The organism is Oceanobacter sp. 4_MG-2023 (assembly GCF_030689165.1).
In the GTDB taxonomy this organism is placed as follows: Bacteria; Pseudomonadota; Gammaproteobacteria; order Pseudomonadales; family Oceanobacteraceae; genus Oceanobacter.
The window spans coordinates 1-18,432 of record NZ_JAUYVV010000024.1 but is presented as its reverse complement, the minus strand read 5'-3'; the positions used below and the strand labels follow the sequence as shown (position 1 = coordinate 18,432).

The following is an 18,432-nucleotide window of genomic DNA, read 5'->3' as shown; positions in this document are numbered from 1 at the left end:
TTGTTTTTCTTTGGGCCTTACAACAGACTATGGATTCCGCCATTCCGTCTTTTCAAGGATCTGAATTGTGACACCTGTTTCTTCTCCAACTCTACTGATCGCCATCGCGGCTCTGACTGCGACTCCTGCCGTGCTCGCCGATGACCTGTCCTTCGGTCTCGGGTTGGGAACCCCATACGGAGGCAGTCTGGGAACAAATCTCTCCTATCAGCTCCACGACCATATCGATACATTGGCGGCTCTGGGTCTTAACCAGGATGGAGCAGGATGGGAAGTCGGGGCACGCGTCTATCCTTCCACGGCTTTTTCGAATCATCGTGACTGGCGTCTGACTGTGCTCTACGGTACCAATACGGTGCAGGAGATCAGTACCTGCAATGGCTACTACTGCAAAAGCGATTATGAATCCTTTAATGGCCTGACGCTGGGTATCGGCTGGGGTACCCGCGCCGGTTATCAAGGCTGGGGCATAGACTTGTTGTATATCACCAGCAGCGCCGCTGATGACCGGATTGATGAACTGCAGAATAGAGGGTATTACCTCGACGACACGCCTCGCATCGACCTGTCTTCGGGCTATCAGTGGGATTTTTGATTGCTGGCTGCGTTATTTGGAAATCACGCTCTCGATCCGGAACATGATCACCGGCGTGGTTTCGTAATCCTTGTCCCGCTCCCACACCAGTTCCGGGGCCAGTTCGGCAAAGACCCAGTCCTGATAAATCTGGCGGCGATACCGGACACTGACGCTGTAATTGTAGAAACTGGCGCTGGCTTCTGTATCACCACTGGCACCGGCAACGTAACCCAGCGCGGCACGCTGGCTGAGTTCGTGATACAAGCCACCACTGTAAGACAGCTTGAAGTAATCATCGTTAAGCAAATAACTGGCTTTGGCATTCACCCGAAACAATTTTTCGATATTGAGTGGGTAGTTCATCTGTACGCTGGTGTATTCGCCCCAGCCTTCGCTGGCAAAATACGAAAAGTTCTGGGTCGCTTTCATTTCCCATTCAGCAAAGTAGCTGTAACGCCTGGCCCGGAGACGGACAAACGGGTCCGGGGGTAATCCCCAGCGGATACCGGCATCAATATTGGTTTTCCAGCGTTCGCTTTCCTGCAGAATAAACCGCAAGGCGGCCGAATAATTATTGTTTTCGATACTTTCCAGCGGGTCCGCTTCCCGCGCTTCTTCTTCTTCCGATTCCAGCAACAGGTTCAGCCGTTCACTGATGTGTGGCAGCTCCAGATTGACACTGATACCAAATTTGTAATCCACCGGATCGCCCAGCTCCCGGCGAGTATAAAGCGACAGTTTGGCCCGGCTGCCCTTGACGTCATCGTCAAAAATATCTTCACTGAAAAAGGTATCAACAAAAAAGCTGTCCAGACCGCCCGACAAATTGTCCAGATGGTTGGCCAGCCATTCCCGTGAGCGCTCCACCATCTCCCCTGAAATCAGGGTTTCTGACTCATAAGAGGGCTCGACGGTATCCGTTTCTTCCACTTGCAAGGCTTCCTGGCCAGCGCGGAGATAAGGCTCCGTTGTAAGTGCCTGCGCCGGTACAAGCTGCAGGCTGAGAGCGGCAATGGCAATACTCCCGGCCCAGCTGGCCCGGTCAGACCGGGTCATGATGAATAAGCACCTCGGCACGGGGGAAACGCGCCAGAATCGCCGCCTCGACCTGATCACCAATGGCATGGGCACGGTTCAGTGTCTGGTCGCCATCCATATCCAGATGAAATTGGATAAACTGCACGGCACCGGCCTGACGGGTTTTCATATCATGAAAACCACGCACGCCATCAACGCCCTTGATCAACTGATGCAACTCCGTCTCTTCTGCTTCTGGCATGGCCTGATCCATCAGCACCACCAGCGCCTCCTGGATGATTTCATACACACTGCGCACCAATACCAGCGCAATCACCAGCGCAATCACCGGGTCGAGCCAATACTGGCCAAACCAGGCCCCAAGCAGCGCAACCACGACCGCCAGACTGGTGAGAATATCGCCGTAATAATGAGCGGAATCCGCTTTTACTGCGAGCGAGCCGGTCTTGCGGACGACCCAGCGTTGATACAGCACCAGCGCCGTGGTCAGTGCGGTCGAAAACAACATCACGCCGATGCTTTCACCCAACGCCTTGAGCGGCTGAGGGTCCAGCAGACGATCGGTGACGTGCAGCAATAACGCGACCACCGACCCCAGAATAAAGGCCGACTGCACCAGTGCTGCCAGACCTTCGGCCTTGCTGTGACCAAAGGGATGCTCATCATCCGCAGGCATCAGGGCATAACGGATGGCAAAAAAATTCACCACAGAAGCGGCGATATCCATCAGGGAGTCCAGCAGCGACGACAGCACACTGGTCGAGTCACTGACGCTCCAGGCACCGAGTTTGGCCACCAGCAGTATCACCGCTGTGGCAATGGAGGCCATGGCCGCACGTCGGATCAGTATGGCATCGGGTTGTAGAGACATAAGTACCAGCCTTTAACATGATCGGCTGATTATGCCAGAGAAGCAGGCCCGGTCGAGGCCTGCTCGCAAATTAGCCACTCAGGCACATGGCCGGTCAGCTGGGCTGTGACGGTCCATCGCCGGCGCCAATATCCAGAATAACCCGATGACCATCCGCTTCGGCATGGTTGTGATAGTCCCAGTTCAATCGCTTCGTCAATTGCCGGGTCAGCTGCAATCCCAGCCCGAAGCCCTGGTCATATTGACCGCTGTCAGCGGCATTCTGGCTGGCGAGCAAGGTATTTTCGCCCGGCATTGTGCTGTCGTAGTTATTCACCACAATCCGGCTGCCTTGCTGATAAATTTCCACGCGGCCTTCCCAGGTGTGCTGGAAGGCATTGCGAATAATATTCCCCAGCACAATCCGCAGCGGAGTTTCCGGCAGAGGGGTCTGCCAGTCGGTATCGGTTTCCACCACCAGTTCGATCGTTTTGTTGTTCAGCAAAAAGGTCAGCTCATCCACCAGTTGCAGCAACAAGTCGCTAGGCGCAATCTGCCGCACCGGCAAACTGGCGATATCATCCCGGCTCAGCCACAACAGGGTTTCGGTCAACTGGGCCATGGTGATACCCGCCCGTTCCAGCCGCGCCACCGTGGCCAGCACCCGCGTGTCGTCCAGCGGCGTGTGGCGTTCAGTCAGTCGTCGCAACAGCTCGGTGTTATTACGCACCACGGCAATCGGTGTACGTAATTCATGGCTGGCATGGCGTAAAAACGCCTGTTCGCGATTCAGCGTCTGCTGCACGCTGGTCAAACTGCCATGCATCAGGCTGGCCAGTTCATTCAGCTCCGAATAACCAAAATCCGGCACCGGTTGTGCCAGCTCGCTGGCATCCAGCTCTCGTGTCCAGTCCAGCAAACGCCCTGCCGGACGCGATAAAAAACGGAACAATAACACTGCGATCGTCACGATCAGCACCAGGGTTGACCCCAGAATCCAATGCAGCCGTCGACGGCTGCTGTCAATCTGGGTGCTGACCAGTTCCGACCGGGTGGAGTGTTCCAGGGTTCGGCTGATGTACCAGTCCCGCCCGTCATTTTCCCGGCCCAGTCGATAACGCATCACAAAGTGCATATTGGGGTGCTCGTCACCCTGTTCGGCAATACGGCGCTTGTACAGTACACCCGCCGTCTTGGGTGCCTGTTCAAATACCCGCTGTATCACCGCGGGCTGTTGTGCCCAGTCCGGCGCAATATAAAAATCGGCGTATTCGCCAGCATCAGGAGGATGGGTAGCAGAGGTCAGCTTCTTTAGCGTGTGTTCCATATCCTGCACCATCACCACATCCATGCCGCGGATCATATACTGCACACTGAGCATCGAATAACCCACCGTCAGCAGTAACCCCAGTAGCAGGAAGGCCAGAATCAACAACCACTTCAGACTGATACGCATCAGGACGATGGCTCGTTACTGACATCCGGCACGCGCAGCGCAATCCCCTGCCCCGCCAGGGTATGCATCAGGTTCACGTCGGCCTGACCATCCACAGACTTGCGCAGATTAAACAGATGTACTTTAAGGCTGTTGCTGTCCGGGGCTTCGTCGCCCCAGACCGCTTGTGCCAGTTGACGCCGGCTGACCACCGCAGGAGAGGCCCGCAGCAGGGTTTCCAGCAAGATCCAGCCAGTGGGCGACAGATGAATTTCGCGTTCTCCCCGTGTCACCACACGACTGCTCAGATCCATCACCAAATCACCACAATCCAGCCGCATCACCTGGCCACTACGACGGCGAGCCAATGCCTTTACCCGCATCACCAGCTCGCTCATTTCAAACGGCTTGACCAGATAGTCGTCGGTGCCAGCCTGAAAGCCATCCCGCTTATCGGTGAGCTGGTCACGGGCCGTCAACATCAGGATCGGCGTATCGTTGCCCAACTGCCGTAATCGCTGGCAAATACTGATGCCATCCAGCCGGGGCAGGTTCAGATCCAGCAGCAGCACGCGATACTCATTGTCTGCCATCAGCGTCAGCCCGGCCACACCATTGCTGGCGTGATCGCACTGGATATCTTCCAGCAACAGGTAATCAACCAGAGTGGCCGCCAGGTCGAGATCATCCTCGACCAGTAACACGCTCAGCACGGCTTGTCTCCTGTGGTAGGGGCAGCATTCTTATCGTCAGACTGCCATCCGAGCCGTTGCCGCAAGGCCGCCAGCAGATCAATCACATCATGCTGCACCGCCAACAAGGCTGGAATCAGAATCAGAGTAATCACGGTAGCAAACAAAATACCGTAACCCAACGACACCGCCGCCGGAATCAGGAACTGCGCCTGCCGGTCGGTTTCCCCCAGCAACGGCGCCAGACCCGCAAAGGTCGTCACCGAGGTGAGCAATACCGCCCGCAAACGATCCCGGCAGGCCAGACTGATCGCGCTGTTGAAATGCGCCGCATCCGGCTTCAGCTCATTAAAGCGGGACACCAGCAACAGGCTGTCATTCACCACGACCCCACTCAGGGCGATAATGCCAAAAAACGACTGAATGGTGAGCGACAGGCCGGTCATCCAGTGCCCCAGAATCGCTCCCATAATGCCAAATGGAATCGCCACCATAATAATCAGCGGCTGAAAATACGACTGCAGCGGCACGGCCAGCAAAATGTAAATCACCAGCATGGCCACAATAAACAGCGCCGTCATGCTCGACTGGGTGGTGGCCTGCTCTTCTGCCTCACCGGCAAAATGTATATCCAGCCCCGGATACTGTTTTTCCAGCTGTGGGGCAACATCACGCTTCAGCAAGCTGACCAGCTCCGTCGCCGACAGAATATCCTTGTCGACATCAGCGGTCAGGTAGACCGCCCGCTTGCCATCAATACGCGTAATGGTATCGCGGGAATAGCCATAGCTAATGGTCGCCACAGCCGCCAGCGGTACCACGGTGCCATCGTCCGTCCGTACCCGGGCACTCAGTACATCGGCTGGATTCTGACGATCCGTCAACGGATAACGTACCGTCACTTCAATTTCATCACTGCCACGCTGGTAACGTTGCACCACCTGGCCACTGAAAGCCTGCAGTATCTGCTGCGCCAGCATCGAAGTGGTCAGGCCCAGAGCCTCACCCTGGGCATTCAGCGACAGGCTGACTTGTGGCTGGGTCGGGTCCAGATTGTCTTCGACGCCACTGACACCGGGAATCGCCGCCAGACTGGTACGAAACGCAACACCGGCCCCTTCCAGCACATCATCGGCACTGGCGCGCAATTCCACCCGCAAGGCGGATATCGACTCGCGACGGCTCTGGATACGCAGGGTTTTGACCCCTTCCGGCATCCCGGCCAAGGCCTTCCATTGACGAGTAAACTCGGTGATCCGGTACGGCGCATCGGCAGCCAGTTCAATCGTCAGGGAGCCGGACTGGTCAGCACTGGACATCACTTGCAGATTGGCAATCCCGCCGCCCCCCAGCCGCTGGTCAATCTCATAAGCCTGCTGCTCCAGCGTCAGCAAATGGCTGTGGGTCAGGCCGTAGCTGGCATCCTGTTCCATCGACAGCGAGGCCCGCACGGTATCGCCTTCCACATCCGGGAAAAAGCTGACCCGCACCGCTCCGGTAAACGGCATCCCCACCACCAGCACAAACAAGGCCGCAAATACCACCAGTACGGCATAACGCTGCGCCAGCGCGGTATCAATCAATGGGCGATACAGGCGCTCGCTAAACCACTGCAACCCGGAGTCACAGCCGTGCTGAACCCGGCCCCAGGCGCGAGCCAACAGATGACGGCGTGGCCGTTTGTGGGTATTCAGATGCGCCAAATGCGCTGGCAAGATCAGCTTCGACTCCACCAGCGACAGCAACAGACAGATGGTGACGACGCCGGCAAACTGGCTGTAGACCTGCCCCAGGCGACCTTCGATATGGGATAACGAATAAAATGCCGCCACCGTGGTAAATACCCCGAACATGGTCGGAATAGCCACTCGCATGGTACCGGCGATGGTATTTTTCATGGTATCGCCGTGCCGACTTCGCTCGGTATAGACACTTTCTCCCACCACCACCGCATCATCGACCACGATCCCCAGTGCCATGATAAAACCGAAGGTGGTAAACGAATTCAGCGACATCCCGGCCCAGCCATCACCCATAAAGTACATGGTGCCGAAGAAAATAAACGGCAGCCCCATGGCAACCCAAAAGGCAACACTGACGTTCAAAAACAGCGCCAGCAGTACAAACACCATCAACACACCAGTCACGGCGTTTTTGACCAGCAAGGCCAACCGGCTGTTGATCGATTCACTGCGGTCATACCAGGTTTCCAACTGCACCGAGTCTGGAATGCGGCCACTTTGCTGCCACTCTTCCACCACCGCACGGGCGGCGATCACCGAGTCGGAAATATCATCCTGACCCGTCGTAATCACCTGCAAGGCAATACTGTTCTGCCCCTGAAAGCGCGATAACACCACCGTGTCTTCATCATAGGTATCCCGTACCCGAGCCACATCGCCCAATAACAGCTGACGACCACTGTCGAGGCTGATCAGCGGCAATTGCTCAAAATCGGTAACATCGTAAGCCTGCTCCGAGGCTTGTAATTGCAAATACAGGTTCTTGCTCTTTAATACGGCGGTCATGCTGGTGGCCGAGCCGGAATTGACCGCATCTTCCACATCCGACAAGCTCAAGCCATAGGCTTGCAAGCGTCCCTCATCGATTTCGATCACCATTTGCGGATCACGCCAACCCGACTTCGACACACTGCTGATCTCAGTACGCGCCAACAAATCGGATTTCAGTTCGGTACCCAGTTGCTGCAAGGTGTGGCGATCCACATCCCCATAAAATTGCAGCCAGAGCGCATGTTCTTCCCGCTGCGCCTTGGCAATCACCGGATTTTTGGCATCGGCCGGAAAAGTCGAAATACTGTCGACTTCGGCACGCACATCCCGCAACAGGGTATCCAGGTCGTAATCGGATTTACGCTCAACGGTCACGCTGACGCTGCTGCCGGTGGACGTTGAGGTAACGCTATCGATACCGATCACGCCTTCCAGCGCTTCTTCGATCTTGATCGCAACCCCTTCCTCAGACTGTACCGCCGAACCACTGCTGTAGCTCACGGACACCGTGACTTCATTCGGTTCCAGACTGGGGAACGCCTCCTTGCGCAGCTCAGTGACCTGCAACACCCCGAGAATAATCACCAACCCCAGCAACAAGTTGGCCGCCACCGGATTACAGGCAAACCAGCCGATAATCCCTCCTGACGATGGCTTGCTGAGGTTACTCATACGTTGTTTCCTCGGTCTGGGCGTCGACAATTCCGGTCTTGCCCAGCGTCAACACAACCGGCTTGACCAAGCTTTTTTCGACATAACTCGACAGGGGTTGCACCACCACCTTATGCGTTCCACTCAACCCTTCCGGCACAGAGGTATAAATAAAGTTGGCATCGCTGAACAGGGTATCCGCGACGTATTTTTCCAACAGATCGCGGTCATTCACCAGCCAGATTTCGCCACGCTGGCTCAAGGCCGAAGCCGGTAATTTCCATAACTGATCAACCGATTTACCCAGTAGCGAGACCTTCACAAACAACCCGGGTTGTAACATCGGTTGTTGATCCAGAGGCTTTTCTACCGCCACAATCAAGGCACGCTGACGCGTCTCTTCGTCCATATGCTGCTCGGCCCGCAGCACCACCCCTTGCCACTGCCCATCGGACTCCACCGACGTCAGCGTTACCGGCCATTGACCATCCAGCAACGTCTCTATACCAGGCAGCATGGCCCATTCCTGTTCCGACAACGCCACCGACACCTCAACCCGGTCGGTACTGTACAAGGTCGCAATATCACCACCGGCACTGACGTATTCTCCCGGGCTGACCAGACGCTCAACAACCAGGGCATCAAACGGGGCTGTGATTCGAGTCCAGGACAGTTGTTTGCGCGCTGAGCGTAATGCCGCCTCGGCATTTTTTAACGCAGCTTCCGCGGCGGCCAGTTGTGGCTCACGCAGCAACAAGGGTGAGTCCGGTTCACCAGACAGGCCAGCAGCTTGCCATTCATCCAGTGCCTGCTCGACTTCGCGCTGCTCTTCCAGCAACGCCAGCCGGGCATCGGCAACGTCCTGTTCTGCTTCCGCCACCTCAGCCTGATAGCTACTGTTTTCCAGAGTCGCCAGCACCGCCCCCTGAGCGACCCGGCGGCCACTGTCGAACAGATCCGTTATACGCTCAATATTACCGGCGACCCGGGCAGTCAGGCTTAACTGAAAATGTGCCTCGGCAGATCCATAACCCGATAACTCCGCCTGATACGTAGCGGCAGTCACCTCCACCACTCGAACAGACGCGGCCACCACGGCTTCTTCAGCAGGCCGACCACCCGCCCCGCCTTGCTGGCCGCCAGCTGCCGGAGCACCCCCTTTCCCGGCAGCCTGCCCGGGCATTGGGCGGCTATTTTGCTGCGCCATCTGGTATTGGTTCCAGGCCACAACAGCAGCTAAAAAGACGACAGCAAGGCCGAGCCAGATCAGTTTGCGCCAGCCAGTGTGAGTCGAAATGGACGGGTTAGCGCTCATATCAGAGGGTCTCCGCAGATAAGTCAGATGAAGATGCAGGTAAGGATTCGGATACCGCTTGGGCAGGTGATGCGGTGAGGTTCTCCAGGGTTACGGTACCCGGTAATCCCAGTGCCAAACCCAGCGTAATGCGGTTGCTCAAGCGTTGATAAGTCAATGTATTCAGAGTGTCTTCCAGGCTGTAACGGGACTGTTGTACCGATAACAGATCGAGCATATCCACCAGGCCGGAACGATAGCGCCGCACGTAACGTGTTTCATTGGCGCGGGCGCTCTCTAACGCACGTTGAATCGCCTCTTGCTGCCGCGCCAGGGTAGCCTCCTGATCGAGAGCATTCTCAACCTCTACGACCGCCGTCAGTAGCGTTTCACGGTAGGACTGGGCCGCCACCGCAGCATTCAATTCAGCGGTACGAGCCGCCGCTTTTAACTCCCCACCCCGAAACAAAGGCGCGGTAAGCTGTCCCAGCAGACTCCAGACCGGATCTGTCAACAAAGAAGAGGACGGCGACGTCGCGGTATCCGACAGAGCCGCAGAAATGCTCAGGGAAGGCAACATATCCTTATAGGCAACCTGGGTACGCAAATCGGCGGCTTGCAGCGCCTGCCAGGCGGCCTGCAAATCCGGCCGACGCGCCAGCGTCTGCTCCGGCAGCTCCACCAGTGGCAATAACACCGCAGGATAATCTGCCGGAATCGGTACTTCCGCGTCATCCTCGGCGGTATCCGTTACACGTCCCAGCAAGGTGCGCAGACTGCGTTTGGCCGCCGCTAACTGGTAGTAGTTATCCGCCTGGGTCGACTCGGCACTGGCCAATGAGGAACGGGCACTGTCGAGGTCATCCAGATCGCCCACCCCCCGACGATAACGCTGGATAATGGCGTCTTCATTTTTGCGCAGCGAATCCAGCAATAACGCCTGCACCTGAATGGCGTTGTTCAGCTGGATCAGTTGCAACCAGGACGACATCACCTCCGCCACCTGTGTGTCTCGGGCCGACTGGTATAACGCCAGCTGCTCGGCCACATCCGCCGCCGCCGCCGAGCTGCTATCGGCAAGCCTGGCCCATAAATCCAGCTCCCAGCTGACCGATAGCTCAGTGGTAAAGCTGTTGCCATCGTCTTCGCTACGACTGCCAGACAAGGACAGATCGGCTTCCGGTAACTGATTGGCTTCCACACCAAGCTGGCTGCTACGCAAAACCTGCAACGTCAGCCAGGTTTGCTGCAATCCGGGATTGGCGGCCAGGCTTTGTTTGACCAGTTGGGTTAACTGCTCATCTGGCAGTAGCGCCAGCAGACTGTTGGACTCGACCGCTTCCTCCCCTGCCACAGAAGTCACGGGAGTGGCTTGCCACTGCTGAACGCTGGCCTGTTCATCCATCAAGGTTTGCTGTACCGCTTGCTGCTCGCCAGACAAACTGGCACACCCCGCCAGTAACATGACAGGTAGCAGCCGGGCTGTTCGTGGAATCAGGGGCAACGGGAATGCCGGAAAAGGCATAAAAGATACTCCGCGGGAATCTGGTCGGCCATGCTAGAGCAGCCAAGGTTAAGGTGGGGTTAAGAGAAGGTTAAGAGCAAATCCAGCGCGATTCAATCAGCGGCGGACTGGAGGTAAGCTGTGGAGGTGAGAGTCGCCTTATCAAGTGTCCGGGGTTATTGAACTACTACATTTGGGGCGCAGCGTAGGCGTGTCCGACAACAGCCGCTTGTTATATCAGCTCTCTGGTAGCTCAAGTTGTCTCTCACTTCTCCAAACTCGAATGAGCACAACGTCGGTTTCTTGTCTCAGGTAGACAACTCGAAATGGCGAATGGATTAACTCTCGAATATGGTTCAAACCAAACTCGGGGACAATCCGGCCAGCATCAGGGTGTCGCACAGCATTTCAGCTTGCTCCAGAATGGCGGTCACATACCCATCACCGATATGCGGCACGCTCTCTTCGATGTAGTGTTCTTGAATAGCTTGCAAATCCTCAAGAGCAGACTGTGCGACGCGCAGTTCCATTTAGTTAATGCCTAGGGTTTTCTTCGCATCAGCTAGAGAAACAGTATTGCCCTCGCGAACATCCATGAGACCCTGTGCCACCGCTTTAACGAATCGGAGTTCCTCAGCAGTTTTCTCAAACTCCTCAAGCCCTTGAACAACAGCTACTCCACGACCTCGGCTCGTAAGCAAGATTGGGCGGTGTGTACTCTGAGCTCGGCTAACCACCTTTCCAGGGTTAATCTTTAGGTCTGAGAGAGGGACAACGTCTTCTGAAAACTTTACTTGCATGATGCATACTCCAAAGTGGCACAGCCGTCATTAATAGCACCAGTTAACCGGTGCGGTAAAGAAAATGTAACGCCGAAGCGCACCGGTGACTTTGATGTCGCGATGCGGAGACAAAGGCACTCGAGTGACGCGCCTGGTTAGCTGTTTCCAAGCATGTAAGCCCGGAGCTGCCGCTCCTCTCGCATGACATAGAGGATGAGAACACGCTTCCCATCCTCACGATAGAAAATGCGACACGGTTGAACCACTAACTCCCTGTATACCGAATTAGGTAGCTCGGGAGGAATCCGCCCGGATTGGGGATAATTCTCCAAACGCTCGGTCTTGTCGAAAATTTTTTGGACCAGATGACTTGCTGCAGCATGATTATCCAGAGCGATGTACTCAGCAATGGCATCCAATTCTTGAAGGGCGGGCTCTGTCCAGATTACTTCAGCCATTTACTCATTTTCTCCCTGGCCTCACTTTGGCTGTACGTTCTTCCCTCAAGTACCGCACGCTCTCCCCGCGAGAGCCCCTCAAGCAGCTCAAGTCGGCGCTGCATAAACTCGTAATCTTGCACATCAACAAGGTATGCGGATGGCTGACCGTGCTCAGTGATCAGTACCGGCTCTTTGGACAAGTGCAAATCTGCCAGAATCTTTGTGGCTTGGCGCTTGAGGTTCGTAACAAGTTCAACCTTCATGGACTCACCCTGAATCAGACCAATAGTGACACTATAGTATCACTATTCGGCGGCGCAATAACAGCCAACGCCTAGCTCAGCGGTGAGTTAAAGTGGCGTGACTTTTGGAACAAAAGGCATGACACTTTGACGAGTCCGAGGCAGCTGCTTGTTGCAACTTGCCTCACTTGTAGTGCATTACTACAATTAGATTTATTTTGCACAAACAGGTGGCCCCATGGGTACAGCCAGCATTAAACTAGACCAAGAACTTATTGAAAAAGCTACAATTATGGCCAAAGCCTTACACCGTACTACGCCCAAGCAAATTGAGCACTGGGCTAAAATCGGTAAAATGATGGAAGACAACCCAGACTTACCTTATGAATTTGTAAGACAGGCAATTATTTCTAAAGCTGAAAAAGACGCAGGAAAATTAGAGAACTACCCTCCCCCAAAGTGGAACAGCTATCACGAATAGCGCCAGTTAACAGGTGTGGTCAAGAAAATGTAACGTCTCAAACACCAGCGGAGCGCAGCGATGTCCGAGTGCTTTGACTTGTTATACGCATTTGATATTCGTGCATGCTAATCCAGAATATTTCAATTATTTGAATGCATCTTTTCTAAATGTCCTAGCTTTATCTTTATAACGTGGGTCAATGCTACCCATAAACGTCATTCTACCTAAAACACGATTTGTTAGTTTTTTATCTTTTACGGAACTCTCCAGCCATTCTGAAAGCTCACCTCGCAGCTGTTTCAGGTGCTTATTTCTTGGAGTAATTTCATTTCCCTTAACAGCTGCGCCTGTAATCAGCTTGACTTTATTGGCACAGTAAAAGCGAGTCTTTGATGGGTGTATTTTATGGCCATATATTTTAGCTATTGCTTCAAGTCGCCCAATAAAGCTCTTCTGTAACATCGCGCCAGAAAAAGTTAAATCGTCAACATAGATTGTCATTTTCGCGCCACATTCATCTGCAGTAGACTCGATCTCGTCAAACATTTTCTTGTTGGCGAAGTAAGCGAGCGGCATACTTATTCTGCTGCCCGTAGGAACGTGGTCATCATAGGTCAGAATTTTAGATAAGAGATCTGCAACATCAGGAGAACACTGCATAGTGTTAAAAAAGAAATCGAATACACTTTGCCGCGTAGTTGAAGGGAAAAAGCTTTTAATATCGGCTGTAATTACCCTCTTACCCAGACCGAGGTGCGAACGAGCATTAGTAATATTTGACTTGCCTTTTTTTCCTGAATGCAATCCATCAATGGTCTCTATCCGGCACAGCAAGCTAGCAACTCTAGAGTGAATTCTATCCAATTTGGGTAAAGGCTCTTGGATAAGCCGATGCTTGCCGTTTTTGGTTTGAGTAAAGCAGTGATAATTATCACTCCCTACAAGAGACTTAAGCTCTTGGGGAGTGGAAGATAATAGATTGGCTAGACGTTTTTTGCTGGATAGCTTGTAGAAAACTGAATCTTGAATGGGGTAGGACTTTTTCTTTGTGATGATTCTTGGCTTACGCCGTTTTTGCTTCATTTTTTAATACAACCCATTCCATGATATTTAAAATCTTATCAGCTACGACACTTCTATATTTTTCTGGAATGGTATCTGCCTTTTCAAGATTTTCAGAGAAAAAAACCAATGACGATACAGGCACATCGAAGAGTTCTGAATATTTTTCAAGCAGATCATACCCAACAGATTTCTTTCCAGATTCAATTTCACTAAGATAAGACTTGGACATATCCAGCTTTAAAGCCAATTCTGCTTGCGTTAAACCATGAAACTGGCGAATCGTTTTTAATGCTCGATTAATCATAACAACCTCTGATAAAAAATCAGGGGACCGCCTAAGCAGAGTCACCCTCATCGAAGAAAAACTTCAGTATCTTCCAAACCATGACACCAATCTTCATTAACAACTTGATCAGCGCCCAAGTTTTGCTGCGGATTTTCTCCTCCGGTTTCCGCTCCTTAAGCGATTGCCAGACAACGTTAAAAATTACTTTCATAAAGCTTATGCTCCTTTAGCACCCAACACCCGGAACTGGGTGCTGGATCACCATTGCCAAAGGAACTTGGGAGTGACCGGCAATAAACCCCTGTTTTCACGTCGAGGTATCACCACACGACGTAGACGCGCACTTGGGCTAGATGAATCGATGTAGCTTGACCCATGCAGCATGAGCGGCGCAAAAGGTAGAGACAACGTCTCCGCGAGTGGTAGCCCACTCAAGTAACTGGTGATTGGCTCCCTTATTTAACGCTAGGGAAGGATAACAATGAGTTCGCTATTAGTCAACAAAAAATCGCTATTTGCGAACAATACCGCTATTGGAGGGTTTACTCATCCGGTGGGCTGAAGGAGATAAAGGGTTGGTTTTGGGGGAATTGCCGCATCGAGAGGCGGATAACGAGTCTGTAGAAAAACCTTGTAGTGGTCTACGAATCCCGGACACGGTGTTAAGTTTTTCTTCTGCTGCGAGAGAGCTGATACCACTATTCGCCGTATATGGCCGCTGCAGGTTGTAATAGCCCATAAAAAAGCCCGCATAGTATGCGGGCAACCAGTGAACGTCAGCGTCCCAGTTTTTTTACCGAGACACCGCCAATACCAAAATGCTGTTTGGGCATTTCGCTAATCAATACCCGCACACTCTCTCGCGGTGCATCCAACGCCCGAACCGCCGCTTCGGTCAGTTCAACAATCAATTGTTCTTTCATCTCATCCGGGCGACCTTCGATAATACTGACTTGAATAATCGGCATAATGATTCCTTCGTTGTGGCGGTATTGTCGGCATCAACAAGTACGTTGTCTTGTTGGTGCCGTTTTGGGTTTTACAGTTTGATGCAGATGTTTTTCAGTTCGGTATAAAACTCCAGACCGTGAACGCCGCCTTCCCGACCAATACCTGACTGTTTGGCACCACCAAAGGCGGTACGCAAGTCACGCAGGAACCAGGAGTTGACCCAGACGATACCGGCTTCCATCTGTTCTGCTACCCGGATGGCTTGCGAGGTATTTTCAGTCCAGATCGCGGCGGCCAGGCCGTATACGGTATCGTTAGCCAGTTCGATCACTTCTTCTTCGGTATCGAAGGGGCGGATATGACAGCAAGGGCCAAAAATCTCTTCACGTACCACTCGGGCATCGTCTGGCAAGCCAGTCCAGATGGTCGGTTCAATCCAGGCACCGTCGTTCATTGCTGCGCCCATATCCGGGATACCGCCACCAATTTCTACGGTCGCGCCTTCTTCTTTGGCCAGGTTGTAGTAGTAAGCAACCTTGTCGCGGTGTTCCAGGCTAACCAGCGGGCCGAAGTTGGCTTGCTTGTCTTCCGGGCGACCCAGCTTGAGTTTGGCAACTTCTTCTTTCATACGGGCCAGAAACTGGTCATACACTGACCGTTCGACGTACACCCGTTCGGTGCCCAGGCACACCTGACCGCAGTTGACGAAGGCGGAACGCATGGTGCCTTCGACGGCTTTTTCGATATCGCAATCGGCAAAAACGATACCGGCATTTTTGCCGCCACATTCCAGCGAGATATTACGCAGGCCACAGGCGGCGGCTTTCATAATGATTTCGCCGGTGCGGGTTTCGCCGGTAAAGGTAATGGCATCAACCAGCGGATGGGTGGTGAGAAATTCACCCGCGGAGTTTGGCCCCAGGCCATGAACCACGTTAAAGACACCGGCAGGAACGCCACATTCGTTCATGACTTCACCCAGCAAGGTGGTGGTGGCCGGGGTTTCTTCCGAGGGTTTGACCACCACGGTATTACCGCACGCCAGTGCCGGGCCTACTTTCCAGGTCATCAGCAATAAGGGCAGGTTCCAGGGGGAGATAACGGCAATCACGCCCTTGGGGGTACGGTGGCCCATATTGATGGCGCCTTTGCCATCGGGGGTATCCAGATGAAAATTTTCGGTCGGATGGTTGGCCAGGGTTTCGGAGAAGGCCTTGAAGTTGGCGGCTCCTCGCGGAATGTCGATATGGCTGGCAATGCTGTGGGGCTTGCCGGTATCCAGACATTCGGCTTGCAGGAATTCATCAAAGCGTTCGTTGATGCGATCGGCTACCTTGTTCAGCAGCTCGATACGTTGTGCCTGGGTGTATTTGCCCCATGGCCCCTTGAGTGCTTTTTTGGCCGCTTTAACGGCGGCGTCTACTTCTTCTTTTCCGGCTTCGTGCACCAGGCCAATCAGGCTGTTATCAACCGGGTTACGATTTTCAAATGTCCGGTTGCTCAGAGATGCAACATATTCACCATTAATAAAGTGTCGAAACTCTTTCATATATCACCTGTTTGATCATGTATTTGCGCAGCAAGCAGCGTCATTACGCCGTTCAGAATCACGGTTTATTGTTATTGGGTTGCTGTGCCAGCCGTGGATTTCCATAGCTTCAGTATATGGCTGGCCCATGGGGTTAAAACCGATATTTTCGAGAGTTGATCATCCCGATTACGGGATTCAGTGCGGATGTCAGTATGCTGTTAGCCCGGCCTGCAGGCTCTTTCCTTCTCTTTCCTTTCCTTCAATCACCTCGCTCTCCCAGCCATGAGAACCAGAACCAGCCATGAGAACCGGCAAACCAACACCATCCGTAAGAGCCATGTAAACCAGCAGCACCGGCCAGGGAGCCGGTCGGCGAGGGATAACACAATTACCTTCGCCCCGGGGGATTACCCTGCAGGGCGTAGATTGACGGCATGCTGGGCTGCCTTGGCGATAATAAAATCAATAAAGGCGCGGGTTTTGACCGGCATGTTCTGACGATGAGGAAAGACGATATTCACTTCGCGGTCTTCCATGCGCCAGTCTGGCAATAACTGGATCAGGTCGCCGTTTTCCAGCCCTTCGCGGGCGATATAACAAGGCAAACAGGCCGCTCCAACGCCTTCCAGCACCGCATCCAGGGCAAACTGGATTTCATCGGTACGCAGGGTGGGTTTCGGGACAAAGGTTTCGGCTTCACCAGCGGCATTAAAGAAGCGCCAGACCGGGTTACGCTTGAGCGCTACCAGTGGCATCCGTGACAATGCCTGTGGCCGTTGCGGGCTGTCGAATTGCGCCATAAAGGCGGGCGTTGCGCAGATCAGGTTGCTGGAACGGAACAGCGACCGGGATACCCATTCGTTCAGTGTCACATTGCCCATGCGGAAGGCGATATCAATGCTGTTTTTAACCAGGTCGACATTCTCGTTACTGAGGAACATTTCCACGGTAATACGGGGGTTTTCTTTCATAAAATCGAATACCCACTGTTTGACGTAATAATGTCCGAGACTGACTGGTGCGGTGATTTTGATATCACCCGACATCGAGGACAGTTCGCTATTAACGTTTTCCAGTCGGGTTTCCAGGTCTTGTACGGTATCCACAACACTCTGATAAAAACGCTGGCCGGATTCTGTCAGACCAAAGGTTTTGGCGCTGCGATGGATCAGTTTGTAACCCAGTTCGGCTTCAAACGACTGGATACGACGACTCAGTGTGGAGGTAGGAACATTCAAATAACGCGACGCGGCCACGATACTGCCTTTATCGACCACCTTCACAAAGAAATACAAATCCTGATAATTCATTGAGCACCCATATATGACATTCTGAATTCCCGAGCATAATAAAAAACAACACCTGACCTCGTTTTCTATTCGCGCTAGCATTTTGATATTCTTATTATTGGAGTAGTTATGGAACCCCATAGCGATACAGACGGCCCGGTTACGGTTGTTATTTCCCGCCGTGTTATTCCCGGCAAGGAATCCGAGTTCGAACAACTCAGCGCCGATATGACCCTCGCCGCTTCACGCTTCGAAGGCTATCTCGGTACCAACCTGTTCCGACCAGCCAGTAGCGACGACCCAGAGTACCGGATCATCTTCCGCTTTACCTCCCATGCTGCACTGAATGTCTGGGAAGCATCCACCCAACGGGCGCAACTACTCGGCTCGATTGAGGCTCTGCTGTCATCCCCAACCCAGCGGGAGATCACCTACGGCATCGCCAACTGGTTTGATTTGCCAGGGCAACCTGCCGCCAATCCACAGACACCACCGGCCAAATACAAGATGACGATTGTCAGCTGGATGGCTTTGTATCCGATTGTCACGCTGGTGTTCTTTTTGTTTGGTGAACCCCTCGCCCAGATCCCGCTGATATTCCGCACCCTGCTGGTGACGGCGGTGGTCATGGTCCTGATGTCTTATGTGGCCATGCCCCGGATGACACGCTGGTTCGGATTCTGGTTATTCCCCAAACGTCGGCCATAACCGACGCTGATACACTGGCTGATGCACTGTCAGGATATCGGGGACATCTATTTAATCCGGTGCTCACTCTGGGCCACCGGATGGTTTCGAATCACGAAGCCGACTTGCAGGCCTGACGGGT

General features: G+C 53.5%; 21 protein-coding genes. 3 read left to right on the top strand and 18 right to left on the bottom strand.

Annotation, left to right across the window (positions count from 1 at the left end):
• Positions 1 to 67: 67 nt before the first annotated feature.
• Positions 68 to 595: a hypothetical protein gene (locus Q8W24_RS14295; RefSeq protein WP_305475737.1), complete on the top strand. Its 528-nt coding sequence runs from the start codon at positions 68 to 70 to the stop codon at positions 593 to 595.
• A gap of 12 nt (positions 596 to 607) precedes the next feature.
• Here the strand turns inward: Q8W24_RS14295 and Q8W24_RS14290 are convergent, their stop codons facing one another.
• The 12 genes from Q8W24_RS14290 to Q8W24_RS14235 form a co-directional block, all read right to left on the bottom strand.
• Positions 608 to 1,633 (bottom strand): hypothetical protein, encoded by a 1,026-nt coding sequence (locus Q8W24_RS14290; protein WP_305475736.1) that lies wholly within the window; start codon positions 1,631 to 1,633, stop codon positions 608 to 610.
• The gene (locus tag Q8W24_RS14285; RefSeq protein WP_303433306.1) at positions 1,620 to 2,486 is read right to left on the bottom strand and encodes a cation diffusion facilitator family transporter; all 867 of its coding nucleotides are present in this window, start codon (positions 2,484 to 2,486) and stop codon (positions 1,620 to 1,622) included. The genes Q8W24_RS14290 and Q8W24_RS14285 overlap by 14 nt, the downstream gene beginning before the upstream one ends.
• A gap of 94 nt (positions 2,487 to 2,580) precedes the next feature.
• Positions 2,581 to 3,921, bottom strand: a complete 1,341-nt coding sequence (locus Q8W24_RS14280) for a HAMP domain-containing sensor histidine kinase (RefSeq protein ID WP_305475735.1) — start codon at positions 3,919 to 3,921, stop codon at positions 2,581 to 2,583.
• Positions 3,921 to 4,613, bottom strand: a complete 693-nt coding sequence (locus tag Q8W24_RS14275; RefSeq protein WP_303433304.1) for a response regulator transcription factor — start codon at positions 4,611 to 4,613, stop codon at positions 3,921 to 3,923. Before Q8W24_RS14275 ends, Q8W24_RS14280 begins: the two co-directional genes overlap by 1 nt.
• Positions 4,607 to 7,777 carry an efflux RND transporter permease subunit gene (locus Q8W24_RS14270; RefSeq protein ID WP_305475733.1) on the bottom strand — a complete coding sequence of 1,057 codons (3,171 nt, stop codon included), beginning with the start codon at positions 7,775 to 7,777 and terminating at the stop codon, positions 4,607 to 4,609. The genes Q8W24_RS14275 and Q8W24_RS14270 overlap by 7 nt, the downstream gene beginning before the upstream one ends.
• On the bottom strand, positions 7,770 to 9,071 hold the full coding sequence (locus tag Q8W24_RS14265; protein WP_303433302.1) for an efflux RND transporter periplasmic adaptor subunit: 1,302 nt from the start codon (positions 9,069 to 9,071) through the stop codon (positions 7,770 to 7,772). The genes Q8W24_RS14270 and Q8W24_RS14265 overlap by 8 nt, the downstream gene beginning before the upstream one ends.
• Before the next feature lies 1 nt (position 9,072).
• Positions 9,073 to 10,575: a TolC family protein gene (locus Q8W24_RS14260; RefSeq protein WP_305452152.1), complete on the bottom strand. Its 1,503-nt coding sequence runs from the start codon at positions 10,573 to 10,575 to the stop codon at positions 9,073 to 9,075.
• 216 nt (positions 10,576 to 10,791) lie between these two features.
• Positions 10,792 to 10,956: a type II toxin-antitoxin system RelE/ParE family toxin gene (locus Q8W24_RS14255; RefSeq protein WP_305415105.1), complete on the bottom strand. Its 165-nt coding sequence runs from the start codon at positions 10,954 to 10,956 to the stop codon at positions 10,792 to 10,794.
• Complete coding sequence (locus Q8W24_RS14250; protein ID WP_305415140.1) at positions 10,911 to 11,084, bottom strand: type II toxin-antitoxin system RelE/ParE family toxin; 174 nt, start codon at positions 11,082 to 11,084, stop codon at positions 10,911 to 10,913. The genes Q8W24_RS14255 and Q8W24_RS14250 overlap by 46 nt, the downstream gene beginning before the upstream one ends.
• Positions 11,085 to 11,354 (bottom strand): type II toxin-antitoxin system Phd/YefM family antitoxin, encoded by a 270-nt coding sequence (locus Q8W24_RS14245; RefSeq protein ID WP_305415104.1) that lies wholly within the window; start codon positions 11,352 to 11,354, stop codon positions 11,085 to 11,087.
• A 137-nt stretch (positions 11,355 to 11,491) separates the two neighbouring features.
• Positions 11,492 to 11,794 carry a type II toxin-antitoxin system RelE/ParE family toxin gene (locus Q8W24_RS14240; RefSeq protein ID WP_305415103.1) on the bottom strand — a complete coding sequence of 101 codons (303 nt, stop codon included), beginning with the start codon at positions 11,792 to 11,794 and terminating at the stop codon, positions 11,492 to 11,494.
• Positions 11,782 to 12,039, bottom strand: a complete 258-nt coding sequence (locus Q8W24_RS14235; RefSeq protein ID WP_022990189.1) for a type II toxin-antitoxin system Phd/YefM family antitoxin — start codon at positions 12,037 to 12,039, stop codon at positions 11,782 to 11,784. Before Q8W24_RS14235 ends, Q8W24_RS14240 begins: the two co-directional genes overlap by 13 nt.
• A gap of 217 nt (positions 12,040 to 12,256) precedes the next feature.
• On the opposite strand from Q8W24_RS14235, the gene Q8W24_RS14230 reads away from it, so the two are divergent.
• Positions 12,257 to 12,499 (top strand): hypothetical protein, encoded by a 243-nt coding sequence (locus tag Q8W24_RS14230; protein ID WP_305415100.1) that lies wholly within the window; start codon positions 12,257 to 12,259, stop codon positions 12,497 to 12,499.
• Between the two features lie 126 nt (positions 12,500 to 12,625).
• Here the strand turns inward: Q8W24_RS14230 and Q8W24_RS14225 are convergent, their stop codons facing one another.
• The 6 genes from Q8W24_RS14225 to Q8W24_RS14200 form a co-directional block, all read right to left on the bottom strand.
• Positions 12,626 to 13,564: a reverse transcriptase family protein gene (locus Q8W24_RS14225; protein ID WP_305415099.1), complete on the bottom strand. Its 939-nt coding sequence runs from the start codon at positions 13,562 to 13,564 to the stop codon at positions 12,626 to 12,628.
• Positions 13,545 to 13,850 (bottom strand): helix-turn-helix domain-containing protein, encoded by a 306-nt coding sequence (locus Q8W24_RS14220; protein ID WP_305415098.1) that lies wholly within the window; start codon positions 13,848 to 13,850, stop codon positions 13,545 to 13,547. Before Q8W24_RS14220 ends, Q8W24_RS14225 begins: the two co-directional genes overlap by 20 nt.
• Positions 13,851 to 13,881: 31 nt before the next feature.
• On the bottom strand, positions 13,882 to 14,043 hold the full coding sequence (locus tag Q8W24_RS14215; protein ID WP_305415097.1) for a hypothetical protein: 162 nt from the start codon (positions 14,041 to 14,043) through the stop codon (positions 13,882 to 13,884).
• Between the two features lie 565 nt (positions 14,044 to 14,608).
• Positions 14,609 to 14,800, bottom strand: a complete 192-nt coding sequence (locus tag Q8W24_RS14210; protein ID WP_303433300.1) for a 4-oxalocrotonate tautomerase — start codon at positions 14,798 to 14,800, stop codon at positions 14,609 to 14,611.
• Between the two features lie 71 nt (positions 14,801 to 14,871).
• On the bottom strand, positions 14,872 to 16,332 hold the full coding sequence (locus Q8W24_RS14205) for a 2-hydroxymuconic semialdehyde dehydrogenase (RefSeq protein WP_305475730.1): 1,461 nt from the start codon (positions 16,330 to 16,332) through the stop codon (positions 14,872 to 14,874).
• Between the two features lie 389 nt (positions 16,333 to 16,721).
• Positions 16,722 to 17,624, bottom strand: coding sequence for a LysR family transcriptional regulator (locus Q8W24_RS14200; protein ID WP_303433298.1), 903 nt, complete (start codon positions 17,622 to 17,624; stop codon positions 16,722 to 16,724).
• Between the two features lie 108 nt (positions 17,625 to 17,732).
• Here Q8W24_RS14200 and Q8W24_RS14195 point away from each other — a divergent pair, with 108 nt between their 5' ends.
• Positions 17,733 to 18,311 (top strand): antibiotic biosynthesis monooxygenase, encoded by a 579-nt coding sequence (locus Q8W24_RS14195; RefSeq protein WP_305415095.1) that lies wholly within the window; start codon positions 17,733 to 17,735, stop codon positions 18,309 to 18,311.
• Positions 18,312 to 18,432 lie beyond the last annotated feature (121 nt).